This is a genomic window from Erwinia aphidicola, from assembly GCF_024169515.1.
Lineage (GTDB): Bacteria > Pseudomonadota > Gammaproteobacteria > Enterobacterales > Enterobacteriaceae > Erwinia > Erwinia aphidicola.
Map to the genome: position 1 here is coordinate 2,919,923 of NZ_JAMKCQ010000001.1, position 19,909 is coordinate 2,939,831.

The window sequence follows — 19,909 nt, forward strand, 5'->3', positions numbered from 1 at the left end:
ACATACGGGCCGTTTTTTTATCCCCGGAGCACGTAAATCAGGCTTCGAGTTCATCCCAGCTACTGACCACGTGAGTAGCAATACCGTAATCAACGGCCTGCTGCGGACTCATCCAGTAGTTGCTGTCGGTATCTTTCTCGACTTTCTCCAGCGGCTGACCGGTTGCATTGCTGATCAGCTTATTAATACGCTCACGGGCGCGCAGCAGCTCTTTTGCCTCGATTTCAATGTCTGAAACCTTACCGCGCACGCCGCCTAACGGCTGGTGGATCATAAAGCGAGTATTAGGCAGCGAGTAGCGGTCATTTTTCTCGGCAGCAAGGAAGATGGTGATCCCAGCGCTGGCGACCCAGCCGGTACCGATAACCATCACTTTCGGCTTAACGAATTTGATCATGTCGTGGATGGTATCACCCGCTTCGACGTGACCGCCCTGGCTGTTGATGAACAGCTTGATCGGCTCATCGCCCATTTCCTGCAGGATCAGCAGCTGAGCGGTAACTTTCTCGGCAAGTGCCTGATTAATCTCACCGGAAATGATAATAGAGCGTGACTGCAGCAGTTTATTGACTGCCAGCGCTGAACTCTTCTCTTCCTGGCCGGTTTCTTCTTTCTCTGGCTCTTGCGGCATGTTTACACTCCATCGGATTATCATAAGTGACCAGAGTTTAGCATAATCCAATTATCAGCTAAATCAACAGTAACATTGCCCCCTATTTCTTATCTAAAACAGCATGTTAAATCGAAATCTGGCATCATGTTCAGCCGCTTGCTCACTTTTAGTACCGTCGCGCTCTGCGCACTATCCTGTGCACCTTTAACCCGGTGTTATGGAGTTTTACTGCCATTGGTCGGGGGAAATGGGCTATATTAAGGGCTGATACGCATAAATGAGACAGCCCACTTCAGGTCTGTTGATAAGGCATGAGGTTAACTGATGACAGAGAAGCGCAAAGACGGTTCAGGGAAGCTGCTGTACTGCTCTTTTTGCGGCAAAAGCCAGCATGAAGTGCGTAAGCTGATTGCCGGCCCGTCAGTCTATATCTGCGATGAATGCGTCGACTTATGTAACGACATCATCCGTGAAGAGATTAAAGAGGTTGCGCCGCACCGTGAGCGTAACTCCCTGCCTACGCCGCATGAGATCCGCCACCACCTTGACGATTACGTTATCGGTCAGGAGCGGGCGAAAAAGGTGCTGTCGGTGGCGGTGTATAACCACTACAAGCGCCTGCGTAACGGCGACACCAGCAACGGTATCGAGCTGGGCAAAAGTAACATTCTGCTGATCGGCCCGACCGGTAGCGGTAAAACCCTGCTGGCGGAAACGCTGGCGCGCCTGCTGGACGTGCCGTTTACCATGGCGGATGCCACCACGCTGACCGAAGCGGGTTACGTGGGCGAGGATGTGGAAAACATCATTCAGAAGCTGCTGCAGAAGTGCGACTACGACGTGCAGAAAGCGCAGCGCGGCATTGTTTACATCGATGAAATTGACAAGATTTCGCGTAAATCTGACAACCCGTCGATTACCCGCGATGTCTCCGGCGAAGGCGTGCAGCAGGCGCTGCTGAAGCTGATCGAAGGCACGGTGGCGGCGGTTCCTCCGCAGGGCGGGCGTAAGCATCCGCAGCAGGAGTTTTTACAGGTTGATACCTCGAAAATTCTGTTTATCTGCGGCGGAGCGTTTGCCGGCCTGGACAAAGTGGTGTCGCAGCGCGTGGATACCGGCACCGGGATTGGCTTTGGCGCCACGGTGAAGGGCAAGTCAGAGAAAGCCACCGAAGGCGAGCTGCTGGCCCAGGTGGAGCCGGAAGATTTGATCAAGTTTGGTCTGATCCCGGAGTTCATCGGCCGTCTGCCGGTGGTGGCAACGCTGACCGAGCTGAGTGAAGACGCGCTGATCCAGATCCTGCGCGAGCCGAAAAACGCGCTGACCAAGCAGTATCAGGCGCTGTTTAATCTGGAAGGCGTGGAGCTGGAGTTCCGTGATGAAGCGCTGACGGCGATCGCTAAAAAGGCGATGTCGCGCAAAACCGGCGCGCGCGGCCTGCGTTCAATCGTGGAAGGCGCGCTGCTGGACACCATGTACGATCTGCCGTCGATTGACGACGTCGAGAAGGTGGTAATTGATGAATCGGTGATCGCCGGTGAAAGCCAGCCGATGTTGATTTATGGAAAACCGGAAGCGCAGCAGGCTTCTGGCGAATAAATAACCAAATCAATCCAGTCAGTTATCTTAAAAGGGGGAAAATGTTCCCCCTTTTGCTTTTCTCGTTACCCCAACATTGAATCTATTCCGTTCATCCCCATATACTCAGATACCTGTGGGTCAAACTGCACTTTTTCTGGATGATGTGGTTCCCCTTACCCTGGCGGAAATTAAACTAAGAGAGAGCTCTATGAATCCTGAGCGTTCTGAACGCATTGAAATCCCTGTGTTGCCATTGCGTGACGTAGTGGTTTATCCGCACATGGTCATTCCGTTGTTTGTCGGTCGTGAAAAATCAATTCGCTGCCTCGAAGCCGCCATGGATCATGACAAAAAGATCATGCTGGTCGCTCAGAAAGAAGCTTCAACGGATGAACCTGGCATTAACGATCTCTTCTCAGTCGGGACCGTTGCCTCAATTTTACAGATGCTGAAACTCCCTGATGGCACGGTGAAAGTGCTGGTGGAAGGGTTGCAGCGCGCACATATCACTACGTTATCTGATAACGGCGACCATTTTACCGCCCAGGCAGAGTACCTGGCGTCGCCGGAAATCGAAGAGCGCGAGCAGGAAGTGCTGGTGCGTACGGCGATCAATCAGTTTGAAGGCTACATCAAGCTGAACAAGAAGATCCCGCCGGAAGTGCTGACTTCCCTGAACAGCATTGATGACGCTGCACGCCTGGCAGATACCGTTGCGGCGCATATGCCGCTTAAGCTGGCTGATAAGCAGTCCGTTCTGGAAATGTCCGACGTTAACGAGCGTCTGGAATATCTGATGGCGATGATGGAATCGGAAATCGACCTGTTGCAGGTTGAGAAACGTATCCGTAACCGCGTCAAAAAACAGATGGAAAAGAGCCAGCGTGAGTACTATCTGAATGAGCAGATGAAGGCGATTCAGAAAGAACTCGGCGAGATGGACGATGCCCCGGACGAAAACGAAGCGCTGAAGCGCAAAATCGACGCGGCCAAAATGCCGAAAGAAGCGCGCGACAAAACGGAAGCTGAGCTGCAGAAGCTGAAGATGATGTCGCCGATGTCGGCAGAAGCGACCGTCGTGCGCGGCTATATCGACTGGATGGTGCAGGTGCCGTGGAATGCGCGCAGCAAGGTGAAGAAAGACCTGCTGAAAGCACAGGAAACGCTGGATACCGACCACTTCGGCCTTGAGCGTGTGAAAGACCGTATCCTGGAATATTTGGCCGTCCAGAGCCGCGTCAGCAAAATCAAAGGCCCAATCCTCTGTCTGGTTGGACCGCCGGGCGTGGGTAAAACCTCGCTGGGGCAGTCGATTGCCAAAGCCACCGGACGTAAATACGTGCGTATGGCGCTGGGTGGGGTGCGTGATGAAGCAGAGATTCGCGGCCACCGCCGTACTTACATCGGCTCTATGCCGGGTAAGCTGATCCAGAAAATGGCAAAAGTGGGCGTTAAAAACCCGCTGTTCCTGCTGGATGAGATCGACAAAATGTCCTCCGACATGCGCGGTGACCCGGCCTCGGCGCTGCTGGAAGTTCTTGATCCTGAGCAGAACATCGCCTTTAACGATCACTATCTGGAAGTGGATTACGATCTCTCCGATGTGATGTTTGTCGCGACCTCAAACTCGATGAACATTCCGGCACCGCTGCTGGATCGTATGGAAGTGATTCGCCTGTCCGGCTACACCGAAGACGAAAAACTCAATATTGCTAAGCAGCACCTGCTGTCCAAGCAGATTGAGCGCAATGCGCTGAAGAAAAATGAGCTGACCGTGGACGACAGCGCCATCGTTGGCATCATTCGTTACTATACCCGTGAAGCGGGCGTGCGTAGCCTTGAGCGTGAACTGTCCAAGCTGTGCCGTAAGGCGGTGAAAACCCTGCTGATGGATAAGTCGATCAAACATATCGAAATCAACGCCGACAATCTGAAAGATTTCCTCGGCGTGCAGCGTTTCGACTACGGTCGTGCCGACAGCGAAAACCGCGTCGGTCAGGTGACCGGTCTGGCATGGACGGAAGTGGGCGGCGATCTGCTGACCATTGAAACCGCCTGTGTTCCGGGCAAGGGCAAACTGACCTACACCGGGTCGCTCGGTGAAGTGATGCAGGAATCTATCCAGGCGGCACTGACCGTGGTGCGCGCTCGCGCGGAGAAGCTGGGCATCAACGCAGATTTCTACGAGAAGCGCGATATCCACGTCCACGTTCCGGAAGGGGCAACGCCGAAGGATGGTCCGAGTGCCGGTATCGCCATGTGTACTGCGCTGGTTTCCTGCCTGACCGGTAACCCGGTACGTGCCGATGTGGCAATGACCGGTGAAATCACGCTGCGTGGCCAAGTGCTGCCGATCGGTGGCCTGAAAGAGAAACTGCTGGCGGCTCACCGTGGCGGCATCAAAACCGTGCTGATCCCGGATGAGAACAAGCGCGATCTGGAAGAGATCCCGGACAATGTGATTGCCGATCTGGATATTCACCCGGTGAAGCGCATCGAGGAAGTTCTGGCTCTGGCCCTGCAAAATGCCCCTTACGGCATGCAGGTTGTCACCGCGAAATAGTGATTTAAGGCAAATTCACTGTAAAACTAAGGCTGGCGAGTGAAATGGTGCTTGCCAGCTTTTTTATGTGCCGCTACTTTAAGTGCTGTTAAGCCAGTGACGGCAAGGTTGCGAGTCTCTGAGGCTCAACAAACTCAGGCTAAACGGCCATAACAAATGATTGCACCCAGTTGAGCGGAAGAGTCTGACTCACGGTGTATAAAATAATAGGGGATGAGTGAGTGAATAAGTCACAGTTGATCGACAAAATTGCTGCAAACGCCGATATTTCTAAAGCGGCAGCCGGACGTGTATTAGATGCATTTATCGGTTCAGTCACCGAATCTCTGCAGGCTGGCGACGAAGTAGCGCTGGTTGGTTTTGGCACCTTCTCAGTGCGTGAGCGCGCTGAGCGTACCGGTCGTAACCCACAAACCGGTAAAGAGATCACTATTGCTGCGGGCAAAGTCCCTGGCTTCCGTGCCGGTAAAGCACTGAAAGATTCAGTAAACTAAGTTAATTAAGCTGCCGTTGAAGCAGATTTCTTCGGCGGAGTGAGGATCGCCCGCGCGTTCTCATGTAACATACCGGGCACATCAGCATAATGATGTGCCTTTTTTTATGTTTCAATGACAAACGCGCACTGCGGTTGTCGACAAAGTGCAACTCCACGTTGTTTTTGAGTTGCCGCAGCGCATCGGCGTAGTCCGTCCCTGGAGGGATGATAAGCGCAGGGTTTTACATTCATACTACAGCGGAGTGTTGTCACACCATGATGGACAATTTACGCGCGGCGTCGAACAATGTCGTGCTCAAAATTTTACTGGGTCTGATCATCCTTTCCTTCGTCCTCACCGGCGTAGGCGGTTATCTGACGGGCGGTAACGGTGATTACGCCGCGAAAGTGAACGGTCAGGAAATCAGCCGTGCTCAGCTTGAGCGCGCTTTTAGCAGCGAACGTTCTCGTCAGCAGCAGATGCTGGGCGAGCAGTTCTCTCAGCTGGCAGGCAATGAAGGCTACATGCAGCAGATCCGCCAGCAGGCACTGTCGCAGCTGATTGATGAGCAGCTGCTTGACCAGTACGCGAAAGATATTGGCCTGGCGATTAGCGATGACCAGATCAAACAGGCAATCTTCACTCAGCCCGCTTTCCAGACCAACGGTAAGTTTGATAATGCGAAATACCTTGGCATGATCGGCAACCTGGGCTTCTCCGCCGATCAGTATGCGGAAGCGCTGCGTAAGCAGCTAACCACCCAGCAGCTGATCCAGTCCGTTACCGGTACAGATTTTGTGCTGGGGAACGAAGCAGACTCGCTGGCAGCGCTGGTCGCTCAGCAGCGTCTGGTGCGGGAAGTGACGATTAACGTCAATGCACTGGCGGCGAAGCAGAACGTGACCGCGGATGAGATTAACAGCTACTACCAGCAGCATAAAAATGAGTTTATGTCGCCGGAGCAGTTCCGCGTCAGCTATATCAAGCTGGATGCAGCCAGCATGCAGCAGCCGGTCAGCGAAGCGGATATCCAGAGCTGGTACGATCAACATCAGCAGGACTACACGCAGCCACAGCGCGAGCGCTACAGCATCATTCAGACCAAAACCGAAGCTGAAGCACAGTCGGTACTGGATGCGCTGAAAAAAGGCGCTGACTTCGCCGCACTGGCGAAAGAGAAATCCGCTGACCCAATCTCTGCCCGTAACGGCGGTGATATGGGCTGGCTTGAGCCGGATACCACGCCGGACGAGCTGAAAGGCGCAGGTCTGAAAGAGAAAGGCCAGCTGTCTGAGGTGATCAAATCTTCCGTTGGCTTCATTATTGCCCGTCTGGATGATATTCAGCCGCAAAAAATCAAAGCGCTGTCTGAAGTTCACGACGACATCGCGGCGAAAGTGAAGCAGGAAAAAGCCATCGATGCCTATTACAAACTGCAGACCAAAGTCAGCGATGCTGCCAGCAATGACAATGAGTCACTGGCCAGCGCAGAGCAGGTTGCGGGCGTGAAAGCGGTTGAAACCAGCTGGTTTGGTCACGACAACGTGCCTGCCGAGCTGAATTTTAAAGCGGTGCAGGATGCTATCTTCAACGGCGGTCTGGTTGGTCAGGGCGGTGCTCTGGGCAGTAACTCTGACATTATTACCGTCGATGGTGACCGTGCCTTCGTACTGCGCATCAGCGAGCACAAACCGGAAGCGGAAAAACCACTGGCTGAGGTCAGCGCGCAGATCACCGCTGCGCTGAAGCAGCAGAAAGCTCAGCAGCAGGCGAAAGCTCAGGCAGAGAAACTGCTGGCCGAGCTGAAAGCAGGTAAGGGCGATGAAGCGCTGAAAGCGGCCGGTCTGACCTTCGGTGCTCAGCAGACGCTGGCACGTACCGGTCAGGATGCACTGTCACAGGCGGCATTCACGCTGCCACTGCCAGCCGCAGACAAGCCGTCGTACGGCATCAGTGAAGATGCTCAGGGCAACGTCGTACTGCTGGCGCTGGACAAAGTGCAGAGCGGCAACATGCCGGAGGCGCAGAAGCAGGCCATGGTTCAGGGTATCACCCAGAACAATGCCCAGCTGGCCTTCGCTGCATTGCTGAGCAACCTGCGCAAAGAAGCCAAGATCAAGTACGGTGCAGCAGCGCAGGCGCAATAAGCCTCGCAAATTCACTGCAACTTACTGCAACACCCAAAGGCCGCTTATGCGGCCTTTTCCATTTCTGGGATCGGCTGTTTGTCGGGGTGACGGCGCGGGAGTAGGGTGGCGGTGCTGTCAAACACATGGAGGAAAACAGCATGTTTAATCGTACTTTACAGGTACTCTCGCTGGCCCTGGCTATCGGCACCACGCTACCTGTCGCGGTCAGCGCTGCGGCACCGAAAGAGGCGGTCGCCGAGGTCAAAACGGCGCCGCGTGATAAAGGCAGCGCGGAAAGCGCCGGGCAGGTAAGCATTAACAGCGCCAGCGCGCAGGAGCTGGCGGCAGCGCTGAACGGCGTCGGCTTGAAAAAGGCGGAGTCGATTGTTAGCTACCGCGAGAAGTACGGTCCCTTTACTCAGTTGGATCAGCTGAAAGAGGTGCCGGGGATGGGCAACACGCTGGTGGAAAGGAATCTGTCACATATTAAATTGTGATCCGCATCCAGAGTCTTTAATTCGACCTGCTACAAATGCAGCCTGGCTGCTAATCTCAGAGGTCATACCAGTTGGTATGGCCTTTTTTATCGGGAGATTATCGTGACAACCACCACCATTAAAGTACGCGGCTACCATCTGGATATCTATCAACATGTGAACAATGCCCGCTACCTGGAATTCCTCGAAGAAGCGCGCTGGGCGTGGTTTGAACAGCTAAGCGCCTTTCAGTGGATGACGCAGAGAAATCTGGCGTTTGTGGTGGTAAATATTAACATTAACTATCGCCGCCCGGCGGTGATGGGCGATGTGCTGAATATCGACAGTCAGCTGCTGAAGCTGGGAGGCAAAAGCGGAGTGATTGCTCAGCGCATTACGCTGGATGGCGATGGCACTGAGGTGGCTGATGCCCAGCTGACCTTTGTCTGTATCGATCTGCACAGCCAGAAAGCGCTGCCGCTGGAAGGGGAACTGAAAGCCCACCTCGAAAGTATGCTAGCTTGACTGAATATCACTAACCTACCCGTAGGGGCGAGGCATGCCTCGCCCTGGGCGAGCCTCGCCGTGATTTTAAGCATGCCTCGCCCTGGTTTTAGTCACTGAAGTCCGGTTTTTGTCTTCATCGCCTGCATCACCGCTGATGGATTTTGCTGGTACTCCTGCAGCCCGTTGGCGCGCAGGTGGCAGGCGGCACAGTCACCGCAGCCGCTGCCCTTAATGCCGTTATAGCAGGTCAGCGTATGGTCACGCACCAGCGCCAGCTGCTGCCAGTAGTCGGCCAGTGCCCAGGTCTCGGCTTTATTCAGCCACATCAGCGGGGTTTCGAATCTGACATCCCGCGCCATTCCCAGCGCCACGGCATGATTCAACGCTTTAACAAACTCATCGCGGCAGTCCGGATAGCCCGAGAAATCGGTTTCGCATACGCCGGCGATCACCGCTTCCGCTTCGATCTGGTAAGCGTAAATTGAGGCGAGCGTCAGGAACAGAATATTACGGCCCGGAACAAAGGTACTTGGCAAGCCGCTGGCTTCAGGGTCGTAAGTCGGTACCGGAATGTTGTCGCGCGTCAGGCTGCTGACTGCCAGCTCGTTGAGCATGGTGACATCCAGCACTTTGTGCGCCCTTGCGCCCAGCGCTTGCGACAGTTCGCCGGCAATGTCGATTTCCGCACGGTGGCGCTGGCCATAATCAAAGGTAATGCAGTGCACTTCATCATACTGCTGCAAAGCCTGAATCAGGCAGGTCGTTGAGTCCTGCCCACCGCTGAATACCACCACTGCACGTTTCATTATCTTTTCCTCATAATTTGCTGCCGGCTATGGTACTGCCTGATGCGCAATAAAAACAGCACTGCTCAGGAGATAGCAACCGGAGGCGGGATCCACGCACGGGAGAAATCGAACCAGCCCCAGGCATTCAGGTGAATACCCTCCACGTCCGGCGGGGCACTGACCTGATAGCGGTAGTTAAACAGGGGGGTGATGATGGCATCGCTCATCAGCTGCTGGAACAGCGCCTGCAGCCCGGCGTGTCGCTGAGTCAGTTCAGTATGCTGCTGTAAATGGTCAAGCTGGCGCAGCAGGCGTTGCCAGCGCTGCTGGCCAAGCATCTCCGGCCAGAGCGGATCGAGCCGCAGCCAGCTTTCCAGGGTAAACACCGGCGCTTCGCCAATCAGACGGTCGCCCATCACCAGGTCGGCCTGGCCCAGCGACGGATAATCCTGCCAGTTCTTTGCCGCATGGAAACAGAGCGTCAGCTCACAGCCATGCAGCGCCAGCAGCTGACGTAATTTTTCCGCCATCGCATGCAGTTCAACCGGCAGATGGTAGTGCAGGCTAAGGTGCGCAGGCAGAGAGAGCTGCGCCTGCGGCTGCCAGTCGGGGATCTGCCAGCCCGGCAGCATTTCCCGGCTCGGCGTAATTAATCCCTCTTCCAGCGGCAGCTGTTCAATCACTTCAGGCTGATGTACCAGCGCCATAATTTGCTGCGCCTGCGCGGCCGACAGCGGGCTGTGCTGGCCTCTCGCCAGATAGCAAAAGCCAAGGCTGATACGCTGGCTGACCGGCTGAAGCTGCGCCAGCTCGTGCTGAGTGCCAATGGCAATCTGCACCGGATGACGGCAGCTGGTGCCGAGCTCACGGTCAAAGAGCTGCGGCGCTATCCAGTACTCTATGGCCTGCATCAGCGGGTGCGCGGCGTGATACCAGCCGTGGCTTTCCAGGCGCAGCAGTGCGGGTGTGTTGATCATCACGCGCCAGGGGCCGCAGCCGATATCCGGATTGTCCGGATGGGGCAGCAGGCAGTGAACGCTGGCGAGGCGATGTGCCAGCCAGCAGTCTGGCCGCAGTAAATCAATCCGCAGGCAGAGCCGGTGCGCGGCGCAGACGGTTTTTACCGCCGGGAGTAGCTGCTGGCCGACCTGACTGGCGACGATAGCCTGCAGGCGCTGCTGTAGCTGTCCGGCGCTGACGGCTTCACCGTGATGCCAGCGTAGCTGCGGGCGTAAAAAGAAATACCAGCTTAGCCCATCATCGCTCACCTGCCAGTGATGGGCGAGGTCGGGAATGGCCTCATCACCCGCCAGGCGGCTCAGCCCGGCAAACACCTGCTGGGCCAGATGCTGCTCTGCGCGCCCGGCCTGCTGCATGGGGCGCAGCGAATCGAGCGGACGATAGTAGGGAATACGCAGCGTTGGCTGGTTATTTTGCCACTGGCCGCCCATAAAGGGCTGCAGTAATTGGCTAAGCTGTTCCGGCGCCAGCGCCACCATTTGCAGCGCATGCTGCGGCTGGCCGTTATCCAGCTGTTGCAGCATCAGATCGCTGCGTAACGCGGCGGGGGACTGCAGAAAAATCAGCGTGCCGCGCTTGCCGCGCCCTGAACTGGCCTGCCAGTCCAGCCAGCCACTCTGCTGCCACTGGCGTAACAGGGTTCGGGCATGGCGCTCGCTGCAAAAACAGCGGCTGCCAATTTCGCTTACGCTGGTGGACTGCGGCTGCCCGGCGCTGTGCTGCCAGAGCCTTTGGTACTGGTTCAATCGATTGAGCTGTCGCATCTGGCCCCAAACCCGGAACAATTTTTAAAAAGTATTCACTATTAGTTCCGCAAATACCAGGGGATACTCCTGGTAGATGAAAAATCGACCACTTGGAGAGAAAATGGTGCGCCTTGCTGCTTTTGATATGGACGGTACGCTGCTGCTGCCAGACCACAAACTGGGTGAGCAGACCCTGCAAAGCCTGCGGGCGCTGCGCTCGCATCCGGTTGAGCTCACGTTTGCCACAGGACGCCATTTTCTTGAGATGCAGCCGCTGATGCAGCAGTACGATCTGCCGGCGTATCTGATCAGCGGCAACGGCACCCGCATTCACGACCCGCGGGGTAACCCTTTGTACGCCTGCGATCTTCCGCCCGATGCTGCCTGGCAGGTGCTTCACAGCCACTGGGAGACGCGCGCCAGCCTGCACGTATTTAACGATAATGGCTGGTTCACGCAGTACGACGTGCCGGAGATCCTGCGGGCGCATCAGCTGAGTGGTTTTGGTTATCAGCTCACCGATCTGCGCCGGATCCCCGCGCATCAGGTGACGAAAGTCTGCTTTATCGCTGATTATCAGGCGCTATGCCAGCTGCAGATTCAGCTGCGCGAAGCGCTTGGCGACCGCGTCCATCTCTGTTTTTCGGCGCGCGACTGTCTGGAAGTGCTGCCGCTCAGCTGCAACAAAGGCGCCGCACTGGCTCGCCTGTCCGCACAGCTGGGGGTGGAGATGACGGAGTGTATGGCGTTTGGCGATGCGATGAATGACCTGGAGATGCTGGGCAGCGTGGGTCACGGCTTTATTATGCGTAATGCGATGGAGCAGCTGAAAGCGTTGCTGCCCCAGCTGCCGATCATTGGAGACTGTGCGACACAGGGCGTGTCTCATTACCTGAATCACTGGCTGAACACACCACACCTCGGCTATTCCCCCGAATAATGAGGCCCGTTATCCAGTGTGCCGGACAGGATGTCCGGCTTTTTTTATTTAGTGGCGTGCAGCACGCTCTGCCACCACAATGGCCTGGCGAGCACGCGCGCCACGGTACAGCGTCAGCAAAATCCCCAGCAGGAAGGGCAGCAGCAGCCACAGCGATTCGCGGCTGATGCTGTTTCCGCTTAGCGCACTCTCCAGCGCCACGGCAATCAGCGGGAACACGAGGAACACCAGCGAGGCCTGAAACGGCTTTGCCGCCTGCTGCAACGCGAAGTACGCCAGAATACCGCCCACCCCCGCCACCACGCCGAGATAAGCAATAGACAGCAGCGCCTGCGGGGCAAAGCTGTGATAATCCGGCGCTTCCAGCAGGCCAGCCAGCGTCAGAAGCACGCCCGCACCCAGGCAGGGCAGCGCGTTATAGCTCAGTACCGAGATGCCCGAGCAGCGTTTTTTGCACTGCACGTACATCAGCGCATGGATCACCACGGCGGCCACCAGCGCGGCCACGCCCTGCCACTGGCTGTCGCCGCTGGCGCGAGTTTCATGCCATAAAATAGTGCTCAGTGCGCCGATACTGATAGCCAACCCCAGCAGCTGCTGCAGCGTGGTCTTTTCACGTAAAAACAGGATTGAAGCGGCCAGCACGGCAGCAGGCATGGTGGCAAAGATAATGGCTGCGAGGCTCGACGAGGTGTAGCGCTCACCGTAAATCATCAGCGTAAAAGGGATGGCAAAATAGAACAGCATCACGCAGAGCTGGAAGCCACGCTGACCGCGGGGAAACAGCAGTGGCACCTTTTTATAACGCGCCAGCAGCAGCAGTAGCGGTGCAGCGCAGAGAAAGCGCAGCCCGGTAGCGAAAATCGGCGGCACGGTCGCCACGGTAATTTTCATCGCCATCCACGTTGTGCCCCAGGTCAGAGCAACAGCCGTAAACAGGCCGATAATCAGTAGATTATGGTAACGATTAGCGTTCATTTTAGTCATCCCTGAAGATTGTAATAGTAGGGGACCAGATTAACTAAACGCCTGGGGAAAAGGTTGCTATAATTATACTCCCTTTCTTATCTCTGAGAGAAAATTTTGCTCCCAAATCCGCTGGATAAAAAAGACAGAATGCTGCTAGATCTGCTGCAGCGAGATTGCACACTCTCTTTGCAGGCGCTGGCCGATGCCGTCAGCCTGACCACCACCCCCTGCTGGAAGCGCTTGAAAAGGCTGGAGGATGAAGGCTATATTCGCGGCCGGGTCGCGCTGCTGGATGGTGAGAAACTCGGCCTTGGTCTCACCGCCTTCGTATTAATCAAAACTCAGCAGCACAGCAGCAGCTGGTTTCAGCAGTTTGTCGAGCTGGTGCAGGCGATGCCGGAAGTGATGGGCTTTTACCGTATGGCCGGGGAGTATGACTATCTGCTGCGCGTTCAGGTCGCAGATATGAAAAGCTACGACGGCTTTTATAAGCGCCTGGTGAACGGCGTCCCGGGGCTGATCGATGTCACTTCGAGTTTTGCCATGGAAGAGATAAAATACACTACCGCATTGCCGGTTGCCCCATAGTGAGGCTGACCGCTCTCTCTCTTCGATCGATGATCAGGATGTTTTTGTGCGACTTTTTAGCCAATTAAGCTGGTATTTTCTGCGCGAATGGCGCCGCTATCTCGGCGCGGTTCTGCTGCTGATCGTGATTGCCTTACTGCAACTGCTGCCGCCGCACGTGGTGGGAAAAATCGTTGATGGCGTCAGCCGTGACGGTATGAGCAGCGCTCAGCTCCTGCTGTGGGTGGGGGCGATGCTGCTCACCGCCGTGGTGGTCTATTTACTGCGCTATGTCTGGCGCGTGCTGCTGTTTGGCGCCTCTTACCAGCTGGCCGTGGAGCTGCGCGAAGATTTCTACCGCCAGCTCAGCCGCCAGCATCCCGGCTTTTACCTGCGCCACCGCACCGGTGACCTGATTGCCCGCGCCACCAACGATGTGGACCGCGTGGTATTTGCGGCGGGTGAAGGCGTGCTGACGCTGGTCGATTCGCTGGTGATGGGGCTGGCGGTGCTGATCGTCATGAGTACTCAGATCAGCTGGCAGCTGACGCTGCTGGCACTGCTGCCGATGCCGGTGATGGCGTTGGTGATCAAGCGCTATGGCGACCAACTCCATCAGCGCTTCAAACTGGCGCAGGCGGCGTTCTCCTCGCTCAACGATCAGACGCAGGAGAGCCTGACCAGCATTCGCATGATCAAAGCTTTTGGTCTGGAAGATCACCAGTCCGGGCAGTTTGCTGCTATCGCCAAAGACACCGGCGAAAAAAACCTGCGCGTGGCGCGCGTTGATGCGCGTTTTGACCCAACCATCTATATCGCCATCGGGCTCTCTAACCTGCTGGCGATCGGCGGGGGTAGCTGGATGGTGTGGCACGGCACGCTGACCCTCGGCCAGCTGACCAGTTTTGTTATGTACCTTGGGCTGATGATCTGGCCCATGCTGGCACTGGCGTGGATGTTTAATATCGTCGAGCGCGGTAGCGCGGCCTGGAGCCGCATTCAGTCGCTGCTGGCGGAAGCGCCCGCGGTCACCGACGGCAGCAAGCAGGTGCCGGAAGGGCGGGGCCTGCTGCAAATCGCGGTGCGCGAGTTTTGCTATCCGGGGGCGCAGCAGCCCTCGCTTCGCAACCTCAACGTCAATATCAAACCGGGGCAGATGCTCGGATTATGTGGCCCGACCGGCTCGGGAAAAAGCACGTTGCTGAGTCTGGTACAGCGCCACTTTGATATCGATCAGGGGGATATTCGCTACCACGCTATCCCGCTGCCGCAGCTGCGGCTGGACAGCTGGCGCAGCCGTCTGGCGGTAGTCAGCCAAACGCCTTTCCTGTTTTCTGACAGCGTCGCCAACAATATTGCCCTTGGCCGCCCGGGTGCGACGCAGAGCGAGATTGAACAGGCTGCACAGCTGGCGTTTGTCCATGACGATATTCTGCGCCTTCCGGAAGGTTATGAAACCGAAGTCGGTGAGCGTGGCGTGATGCTCTCCGGCGGGCAAAAACAGCGTATCTCCATCGCCCGGGCGCTGCTGATGAATGCTGAGATCCTGATTCTGGATGATGCCCTGTCAGCGGTCGATGGCCGTACTGAACATCAAATTCTGCATAATTTGCGGCGCTGGGGAGAAGGGCGCACGGTGATCATTAGTGCTCATCGTCTGTCTGCGCTGACTGAGGCCAGTGAAATCCTGGTGCTGCAGCACGGCGTAGTGGCTCAGCGCGGCAATCATGAACAGCTCGCCAGCAGCCCGGGCTGGTATCGCGATATGTACCGCTATCAGCAGCTGGAAGCGGCGCTGGATGACGACGAGATCGAACAGGGAGTGCCGCATGGCTAGAGTAACCCATCAGTGGCCGACAATTAAACGGCTGCTCTCCTACGGCAGCCCGTGGCGCAAATCCCTCGGCATGGCCGTAGTGATGCTGTGGATTGCGGCGGCGGCAGAAGTGCTCGGACCGGTGCTGGTCAGCTATTTCATCGACAATATGGTGGCAAAACATCATATGCCGGTCGGGATCGCTGTCGGGCTGGTGGTCAGTTTTCTGCTGCTGCAACTGCTGGCCGCCGGACTGCACTATTGGCAGGCGCTGCTGTTCAACCAGGCCGCCGTTGGCGTTGTCCAGCGCCTGCGCACCGACGTGATGGATGCGGCGCTGCGTCAGCCGCTGAGCGCCTTCGATACCCAGCCGGTAGGCCAGATTATTTCACGCGTCACCAATGACACCGAAGTGGTGCGTGACCTCTACGTCACCGTGGTGGCGACCGTGCTGCGCAGTGCGGCGCTGGTGGGTGCCATGCTGGTGGCGATGTTTAGCCTCGACTGGCGCATGGCGCTGATTGCGATTGCCATCTTCCCGGCGGTGATTGTTGTCATGCTGATCTACCAGCGTTACAGCACGCCGATTGTACGCCGGGTGCGCAGTTATCTGGCGGAGATTAATAACGGCTTCAACGAAGTGATCAACGGCATGAGCGTGATCCAGCAGTTCCGTCAGCAGGCACGCTTTGGCGAACGCATGCGGGATTCCAGCCATTCGCACTATCTGGCGCGCATGCAGACCCTGCGGCTCGACGGCTTCCTGCTGCGGCCGCTGCTCAGCCTGTTTTCCGCGCTGATCCTCTGTGGGCTGATGCTGCTGTTTGGCTTTTCCTCGGTCGGTTCTATCGAGGTCGGCGTGCTCTACGCCTTTATCAACTACCTCGGGCGCTTAAATGAACCGCTGATCGAACTCACCACTCAGCAGTCGATGCTGCAGCAGGCGGTGGTGGCCGGCGAGCGGATTTTCGAACTGATGGATGCACCGCGCCAGCCCTATGGTGAGGATGTTCAGCCGCTGCAAAGCGGCAGTATTGAGATCCGTGACCTGACCTTTGCCTATCGTGAAGGGCGCCCGGTGCTGAGCGATATCAATCTCTCGGTGCCATCGCGTAATTTTGTTGCCCTGGTCGGGCACACCGGCAGCGGCAAAAGCACGCTGGCGAACCTGCTGATGGGCTACTACCCGCTGAGCAAGGGGGAGATCCTGCTGGACGGACGCTCGCTACCGACGCTCAGCCATGCCGCCCTGCGCGACAGCGTGGCGATGGTACAGCAGGATCCGGTGGTGCTGGCCGATACCTTCTTTGCCAACGTCACCTTAGGAAGGGATGTCAGTGAGGATGCGGTATGGCAGGCGCTGGAAACGGTGCAGCTGGCCGGGCTGGCGCGTGAAATGAGCGATGGCATTTATACCCGGCTGGGGGAGCAGGGTAATAACCTCTCCGTCGGTCAGAAGCAGCTGCTGGCGATGGCGCGCGTGCTGGTTGCCACGCCGCAGATCCTGATTCTGGATGAGGCCACTGCGAACATCGACTCCGGTACCGAGCAGGCGATTCAGAAGGCGCTGCGCGCCGTGCGCGAACGTACCACGCTGGTGGTGATTGCGCACCGCCTCTCAACCATCACCGAAGCCGATACCATTATGGTGTTGCACCGTGGGCAGGCAGTCGAGCGCGGCAGCCATCAGCAACTGCTGGCCGCACGCGGGCGCTACTGGCAAATGTACCAGCTACAGCTGGCAGGTGAAGAGCTGGCTGCGGCGGAAAATCAGTAATCTGCGCCGCTGCGCTGCACCAAATGCAGGCGAATAACGGCCTGCATCCCCTCCAATGCACTGCACTAACGCACAACGCACCGTAATGGTGCGTTTTTTTTGTGCTCAATCCCGTACCGTGATTTTCCCGGCGATCTTCCTCCCAGTCGCGACTCAGACCAGCACTGACTAATCGTCTGAAAAATTCAGATTTTTGAACTATGGCACAGCGTTTGCTTAATAGATTTCGTGTCGGCAAAACAACCGTTTTTATACCTGGAGGGGATCGTATGAAGCTGGTTACCGTGGTAATCAAACCGTTCAAACTGGAAGACGTGCGTGAAGCGCTGTCGTCTATCGGCATTCAGGGCCTGACTGTGACTGAAGTCAAAGGCTTTGGCCGCCAGAAAGGGCATGCAGAATTGTATCGCGGTGCTGAATACAGCGTGAACTTCCTGCCAAAAGTAAAAATCGATATTGCGATTGCAGATGACCAGCTGGATGAAGTGGTTGATGTGATTAGCAAAGCCGCTTATACCGGCAAAATTGGTGACGGGAAGATCTTCGTTGCAGAATTGCAGCGTGTCATCCGTATTCGCACCGGTGAAACTGACGAAGCAGCACTGTAATTCGGGGCTAAGAATTGTGATGGGATGGGATAAAATGAAAAAACTCGCTAAGTTTGGCCTCGCCGGCGTGACTCTTTTACCGTCGCTGGCCATGGCAGCCGCGCCTGCGGTAGCTGATAAAGCCGATAACGCTTTTATGATGATCTGCACCGCGCTGGTGCTGTTTATGACGATCCCGGGTATTGCGCTGTTCTACGGCGGCCTGATCCGCGCCAAGAACGTGCTGTCGATGCTGACCCAGGTCGCGATGACCTTCGCGATGGTATGCGTACTGTGGATGGTTTACGGTTACTCGCTGGCCTTCAGCGAAGGTAACGCCTTCTTTGGTAGCTTTAACTGGGCGATGCTGAAAAATATCGCACCGACCGCGCTGATGGGCTCTTTCTATCAGTATATCCACGTCGCGTTCCAGGCCTCCTTCGCCTGTATCACCGTGGGTCTGATCGTCGGCGCTATTGCTGAACGTATCCGCTTCTCTGCGGTGCTGATCTTCGTGGTTATCTGGCTGACCTTTGCCTACCTGCCTATCGCACATATGGTATGGGCGGGCGGTTTCCTGGCTCAGGATGGCGCGCTGGACTTCGCGGGCGGTACCGTTGTCCACATCAACGCCGCCGTTGCTGGCCTGGTGGGGGCTTACCTGGTGGGTAAACGTGCCGGTTTCGGTAAAGAATCGTTCAAACCGCACAACCTGCCGATGGTGTTTACCGGTACTGCGATTCTGTACTTCGGCTGGTTCGGCTTCAACGCCGGCTCTGCCAGTGCGGCTAACGAAATCGCCGGTCTGGCCTTCCTCAACACCGTGATCGCCACGGCGGGGGCAATGCTGACCTGGACCTTCGGTGAGTGGGCGCTGCGCGGCAAACCTTCTCTGCTGGGCGTGAGCTCAGGTGTGATTGCCGGTCTGGTCGCTATTACCCCAGCCTGCGGTTACGTGGGGGTGGGTGGTGCGCTGATCATCGGCCTTGTCGGTGGGCTTGCAGGCCTGTGGGGCGTGACGTCACTGAAAAAATGGCTGCGCGTTGATGACCCTTGTGACGTATTCGGCGTGCACGGCGTGTGCGGCATCGTTGGCTGCATTATGACCGGCATCTTTGCCTCCTCTTCACTGGGTGGCGTGGGTTATGCAGAGGGCGTAACCATGGGCCATCAGGTCTGGGTACAGCTGTTCAGCGTCGGCCTGACCATTGTCTGGACTGCTGTTGTTGCCTTCATCGGATTTAAAGTGGCGGATATGATTGTTGGCCTGCGTGTACCGGAAGATCAGGAGCGTGAAGGTCTGGACGTCAACAGCCACGGCGAGAATGCTTACAACAACTAAGCTGAAGCTGACACTGATAAGAAAAGTAGTGCGCTAAAAACAATGACAAAGCGGGCCATTTCAGGCCCGCTTTTTTATGGCTGATGATTAAGAACGCTGACGGATCACCCCTTCCTGCACCGTTGAGGCAACCAGGACGCCCTGCTGGTTCCAGAATTCACCGCGCACAAATCCACGCGCGCTGGAGGCTGAGGTACTCTCCACGCTGTAAAGTAACCAGTCATTGAGATCGAAAGGGCGGTGGAACCACATGGAGTGGTCAATCGTCGCCACCTGCATGCCCGGCTCCAGGAAGCCTTTACCGTGCGGCTGTAGCGAAACCGGCAGGAAGTTGAAATCGGAAGCATAGCCGAGCAGATACTGATGAATACGCTTGTCAGCCGGCATGATGCCGTTCGCGCGCAGCCAGGTATAGCGCACCGGGTTGCTGGTATGGCCCTTTAACGGGTTATGAAACTCCACCGGACGGATTTCAAAAGGCTTCTCCGCGAGGAACTTATCGCGCGCCTTTTCTGGAATATACTGCGCCAGCTGCTGGGCAATCTGCCGCTCGGACGGCAGAGAATCCGGGCCGACAACCTGCGGCATGGTTTTCTGATGCTCGAAACCGGTTTCCGGGCCCTGGAAAGAGGCGGTCATGTAAAAGATCGGTTTACCGTTCTGTACGGCTTTTACCCGGCGGGCGCTAAAGCTCTGGCCGTCGCGCAGGTTCTCCACGTCGTAGATAATCGCTTTCTGGCTGTCGCCCGGGCGCAGAAAGTAGCTGTGAAACGAATGGATAATGCGTTCCTGTGGCACCGTCTGTTTTGCGGCATACAGCGCCTGGCCCACCACCTGGCCACCAAATACCTGGCGTAGCCCCAGATCTTCACTCTGCCCGCGAAACAGCCCCTCTTCCAGGGTTTCCAGATCCAGCAGATTCAGTAAATTTTGCAGCGCCTGGCTCATAAAACGCATCCTCAGTAATATTTCAGCCCTCAGTTTGCGAAATCCGACCAGTTACCGTCAATGA

17 protein-coding genes are annotated in these 19,909 nt (G+C 56.5%); 12 read left to right on the forward strand and 5 right to left on the reverse strand.

Going from position 1 to position 19,909, the window contains the following annotated elements:
* Positions 1-37 precede the first annotated feature (37 nt).
* Entirely contained in the window at positions 38-631 is a 594-nt protein-coding gene (locus J2Y91_RS13575; RefSeq protein WP_048916933.1) for an ATP-dependent Clp protease proteolytic subunit, read from the reverse strand.
* A gap of 306 nt (positions 632-937) precedes the next feature.
* On the opposite strand from J2Y91_RS13575, the gene clpX reads away from it, so the two are divergent.
* From clpX to J2Y91_RS13605, 6 genes are all read left to right on the forward strand, one after another.
* Positions 938-2,212, forward strand: a complete 1,275-nt coding sequence (gene clpX, locus J2Y91_RS13580) for an ATP-dependent protease ATP-binding subunit ClpX (protein WP_133624274.1) — start codon at positions 938-940, stop codon at positions 2,210-2,212.
* Positions 2,213-2,402: 190 nt separating this feature from the next.
* Complete coding sequence (gene lon / locus J2Y91_RS13585; protein WP_048916931.1) at positions 2,403-4,757, forward strand: endopeptidase La; 2,355 nt, start codon at positions 2,403-2,405, stop codon at positions 4,755-4,757.
* 221 nt (positions 4,758-4,978) lie between these two features.
* Complete coding sequence (hupB, locus tag J2Y91_RS13590) at positions 4,979-5,251, forward strand: nucleoid-associated protein HU-beta (protein ID WP_062744954.1); 273 nt, start codon at positions 4,979-4,981, stop codon at positions 5,249-5,251.
* A gap of 257 nt (positions 5,252-5,508) precedes the next feature.
* Positions 5,509-7,380 (forward strand): peptidylprolyl isomerase, encoded by a 1,872-nt coding sequence (gene ppiD / locus J2Y91_RS13595; protein ID WP_253538593.1) that lies wholly within the window; start codon positions 5,509-5,511, stop codon positions 7,378-7,380.
* Positions 7,381-7,520: 140 nt separating this feature from the next.
* Positions 7,521-7,859: a ComEA family DNA-binding protein gene (locus J2Y91_RS13600; RefSeq protein ID WP_253538596.1), complete on the forward strand. Its 339-nt coding sequence runs from the start codon at positions 7,521-7,523 to the stop codon at positions 7,857-7,859.
* Between the two features lie 102 nt (positions 7,860-7,961).
* A complete protein-coding gene (locus J2Y91_RS13605) occupies positions 7,962-8,363 on the forward strand; it encodes an acyl-CoA thioesterase (RefSeq protein WP_048916927.1) in 402 nt (133 codons plus the stop codon).
* 92 nt (positions 8,364-8,455) lie between these two features.
* Here the strand turns inward: J2Y91_RS13605 and queC are convergent, their stop codons facing one another.
* Together queC and J2Y91_RS13615 are read right to left on the reverse strand one after the other, a co-directional pair.
* Entirely contained in the window at positions 8,456-9,151 is a 696-nt protein-coding gene (gene queC, locus J2Y91_RS13610) for a 7-cyano-7-deazaguanine synthase QueC (RefSeq protein ID WP_253538598.1), read from the reverse strand.
* A 65-nt stretch (positions 9,152-9,216) separates the two neighbouring features.
* Positions 9,217-10,917 (reverse strand): SgrR family transcriptional regulator, encoded by a 1,701-nt coding sequence (locus J2Y91_RS13615; protein ID WP_133624271.1) that lies wholly within the window; start codon positions 10,915-10,917, stop codon positions 9,217-9,219.
* A gap of 103 nt (positions 10,918-11,020) precedes the next feature.
* Here J2Y91_RS13615 and cof point away from each other — a divergent pair, with 103 nt between their 5' ends.
* The gene (gene cof, locus J2Y91_RS13620) at positions 11,021-11,839 is read left to right on the forward strand and encodes an HMP-PP phosphatase (RefSeq protein WP_253539514.1); all 819 of its coding nucleotides are present in this window, start codon (positions 11,021-11,023) and stop codon (positions 11,837-11,839) included.
* A gap of 48 nt (positions 11,840-11,887) precedes the next feature.
* Here the strand turns inward: cof and J2Y91_RS13625 are convergent, their stop codons facing one another.
* Complete coding sequence (locus J2Y91_RS13625; RefSeq protein WP_472776627.1) at positions 11,888-12,817, reverse strand: DMT family transporter; 930 nt, start codon at positions 12,815-12,817, stop codon at positions 11,888-11,890.
* Between the two features lie 105 nt (positions 12,818-12,922).
* Here J2Y91_RS13625 and J2Y91_RS13630 point away from each other — a divergent pair, with 105 nt between their 5' ends.
* The 5 genes from J2Y91_RS13630 (at position 12,923) to amtB (ending at position 18,897) form a co-directional block, all read left to right on the forward strand.
* Positions 12,923-13,396, forward strand: a complete 474-nt coding sequence (locus J2Y91_RS13630; protein WP_099754779.1) for an Lrp/AsnC family transcriptional regulator — start codon at positions 12,923-12,925, stop codon at positions 13,394-13,396.
* Positions 13,397-13,442: 46 nt separating this feature from the next.
* Positions 13,443-15,212, forward strand: a complete 1,770-nt coding sequence (locus tag J2Y91_RS13635; protein ID WP_048916921.1) for a SmdA family multidrug ABC transporter permease/ATP-binding protein — start codon at positions 13,443-13,445, stop codon at positions 15,210-15,212.
* Complete coding sequence (locus J2Y91_RS13640; protein WP_133624268.1) at positions 15,205-16,968, forward strand: SmdB family multidrug efflux ABC transporter permease/ATP-binding protein; 1,764 nt, start codon at positions 15,205-15,207, stop codon at positions 16,966-16,968. The genes J2Y91_RS13635 and J2Y91_RS13640 overlap by 8 nt, the downstream gene beginning before the upstream one ends.
* A 269-nt stretch (positions 16,969-17,237) precedes the next feature.
* On the forward strand, positions 17,238-17,576 hold the full coding sequence (glnK, locus tag J2Y91_RS13645; protein WP_007886947.1) for a P-II family nitrogen regulator: 339 nt from the start codon (positions 17,238-17,240) through the stop codon (positions 17,574-17,576).
* Positions 17,577-17,595: 19 nt separating this feature from the next.
* A complete protein-coding gene (gene amtB, locus J2Y91_RS13650; RefSeq protein ID WP_099754781.1) occupies positions 17,596-18,897 on the forward strand; it encodes an ammonium transporter AmtB in 1,302 nt (433 codons plus the stop codon).
* 87 nt (positions 18,898-18,984) lie between these two features.
* Here amtB and tesB read toward each other — a convergent pair whose 3' ends face one another.
* Positions 18,985-19,845 carry an acyl-CoA thioesterase II gene (tesB, locus tag J2Y91_RS13655; RefSeq protein ID WP_133624267.1) on the reverse strand — a complete coding sequence of 287 codons (861 nt, stop codon included), beginning with the start codon at positions 19,843-19,845 and terminating at the stop codon, positions 18,985-18,987.
* Positions 19,846-19,909: the final 64 nt, after the last annotated feature.

Bases quoted from the DNA above. Each gene is read 5' to 3' on its own strand.
- glnK (WP_007886947.1), top strand. From the start codon at position 17,238: ATGAAGCTGGTTACCGTGGTAATCAAACCGTTCAAACTGGAAGACGTG.
- queC (WP_253538598.1), bottom strand. From the start codon at position 9,151: ATGAAACGTGCAGTGGTGGTATTCAGCGGTGGGCAGGACTCAACGACC.
- J2Y91_RS13625 (WP_472776627.1), bottom strand. From the start codon at position 12,817: ATGAACGCTAATCGTTACCATAATCTACTGATTATCGGCCTGTTTACG.
- cof (WP_253539514.1), top strand. From the start codon at position 11,021: ATGGTGCGCCTTGCTGCTTTTGATATGGACGGTACGCTGCTGCTGCCA.
- J2Y91_RS13575 (WP_048916933.1), bottom strand. From the start codon at position 631: ATGCCGCAAGAGCCAGAGAAAGAAGAAACCGGCCAGGAAGAGAAGAGT.
- J2Y91_RS13600 (WP_253538596.1), top strand. From the start codon at position 7,521: ATGTTTAATCGTACTTTACAGGTACTCTCGCTGGCCCTGGCTATCGGC.
- clpX (WP_133624274.1), top strand. From the start codon at position 938: ATGACAGAGAAGCGCAAAGACGGTTCAGGGAAGCTGCTGTACTGCTCT.
- tesB (WP_133624267.1), bottom strand. From the start codon at position 19,845: ATGAGCCAGGCGCTGCAAAATTTACTGAATCTGCTGGATCTGGAAACC.
- J2Y91_RS13615 (WP_133624271.1), bottom strand. From the start codon at position 10,917: ATGCGACAGCTCAATCGATTGAACCAGTACCAAAGGCTCTGGCAGCAC.
- amtB (WP_099754781.1), top strand. From the start codon at position 17,596: ATGGGATGGGATAAAATGAAAAAACTCGCTAAGTTTGGCCTCGCCGGC.
- lon (WP_048916931.1), top strand. From the start codon at position 2,403: ATGAATCCTGAGCGTTCTGAACGCATTGAAATCCCTGTGTTGCCATTG.
- ppiD (WP_253538593.1), top strand. From the start codon at position 5,509: ATGATGGACAATTTACGCGCGGCGTCGAACAATGTCGTGCTCAAAATT.
- J2Y91_RS13640 (WP_133624268.1), top strand. From the start codon at position 15,205: ATGGCTAGAGTAACCCATCAGTGGCCGACAATTAAACGGCTGCTCTCC.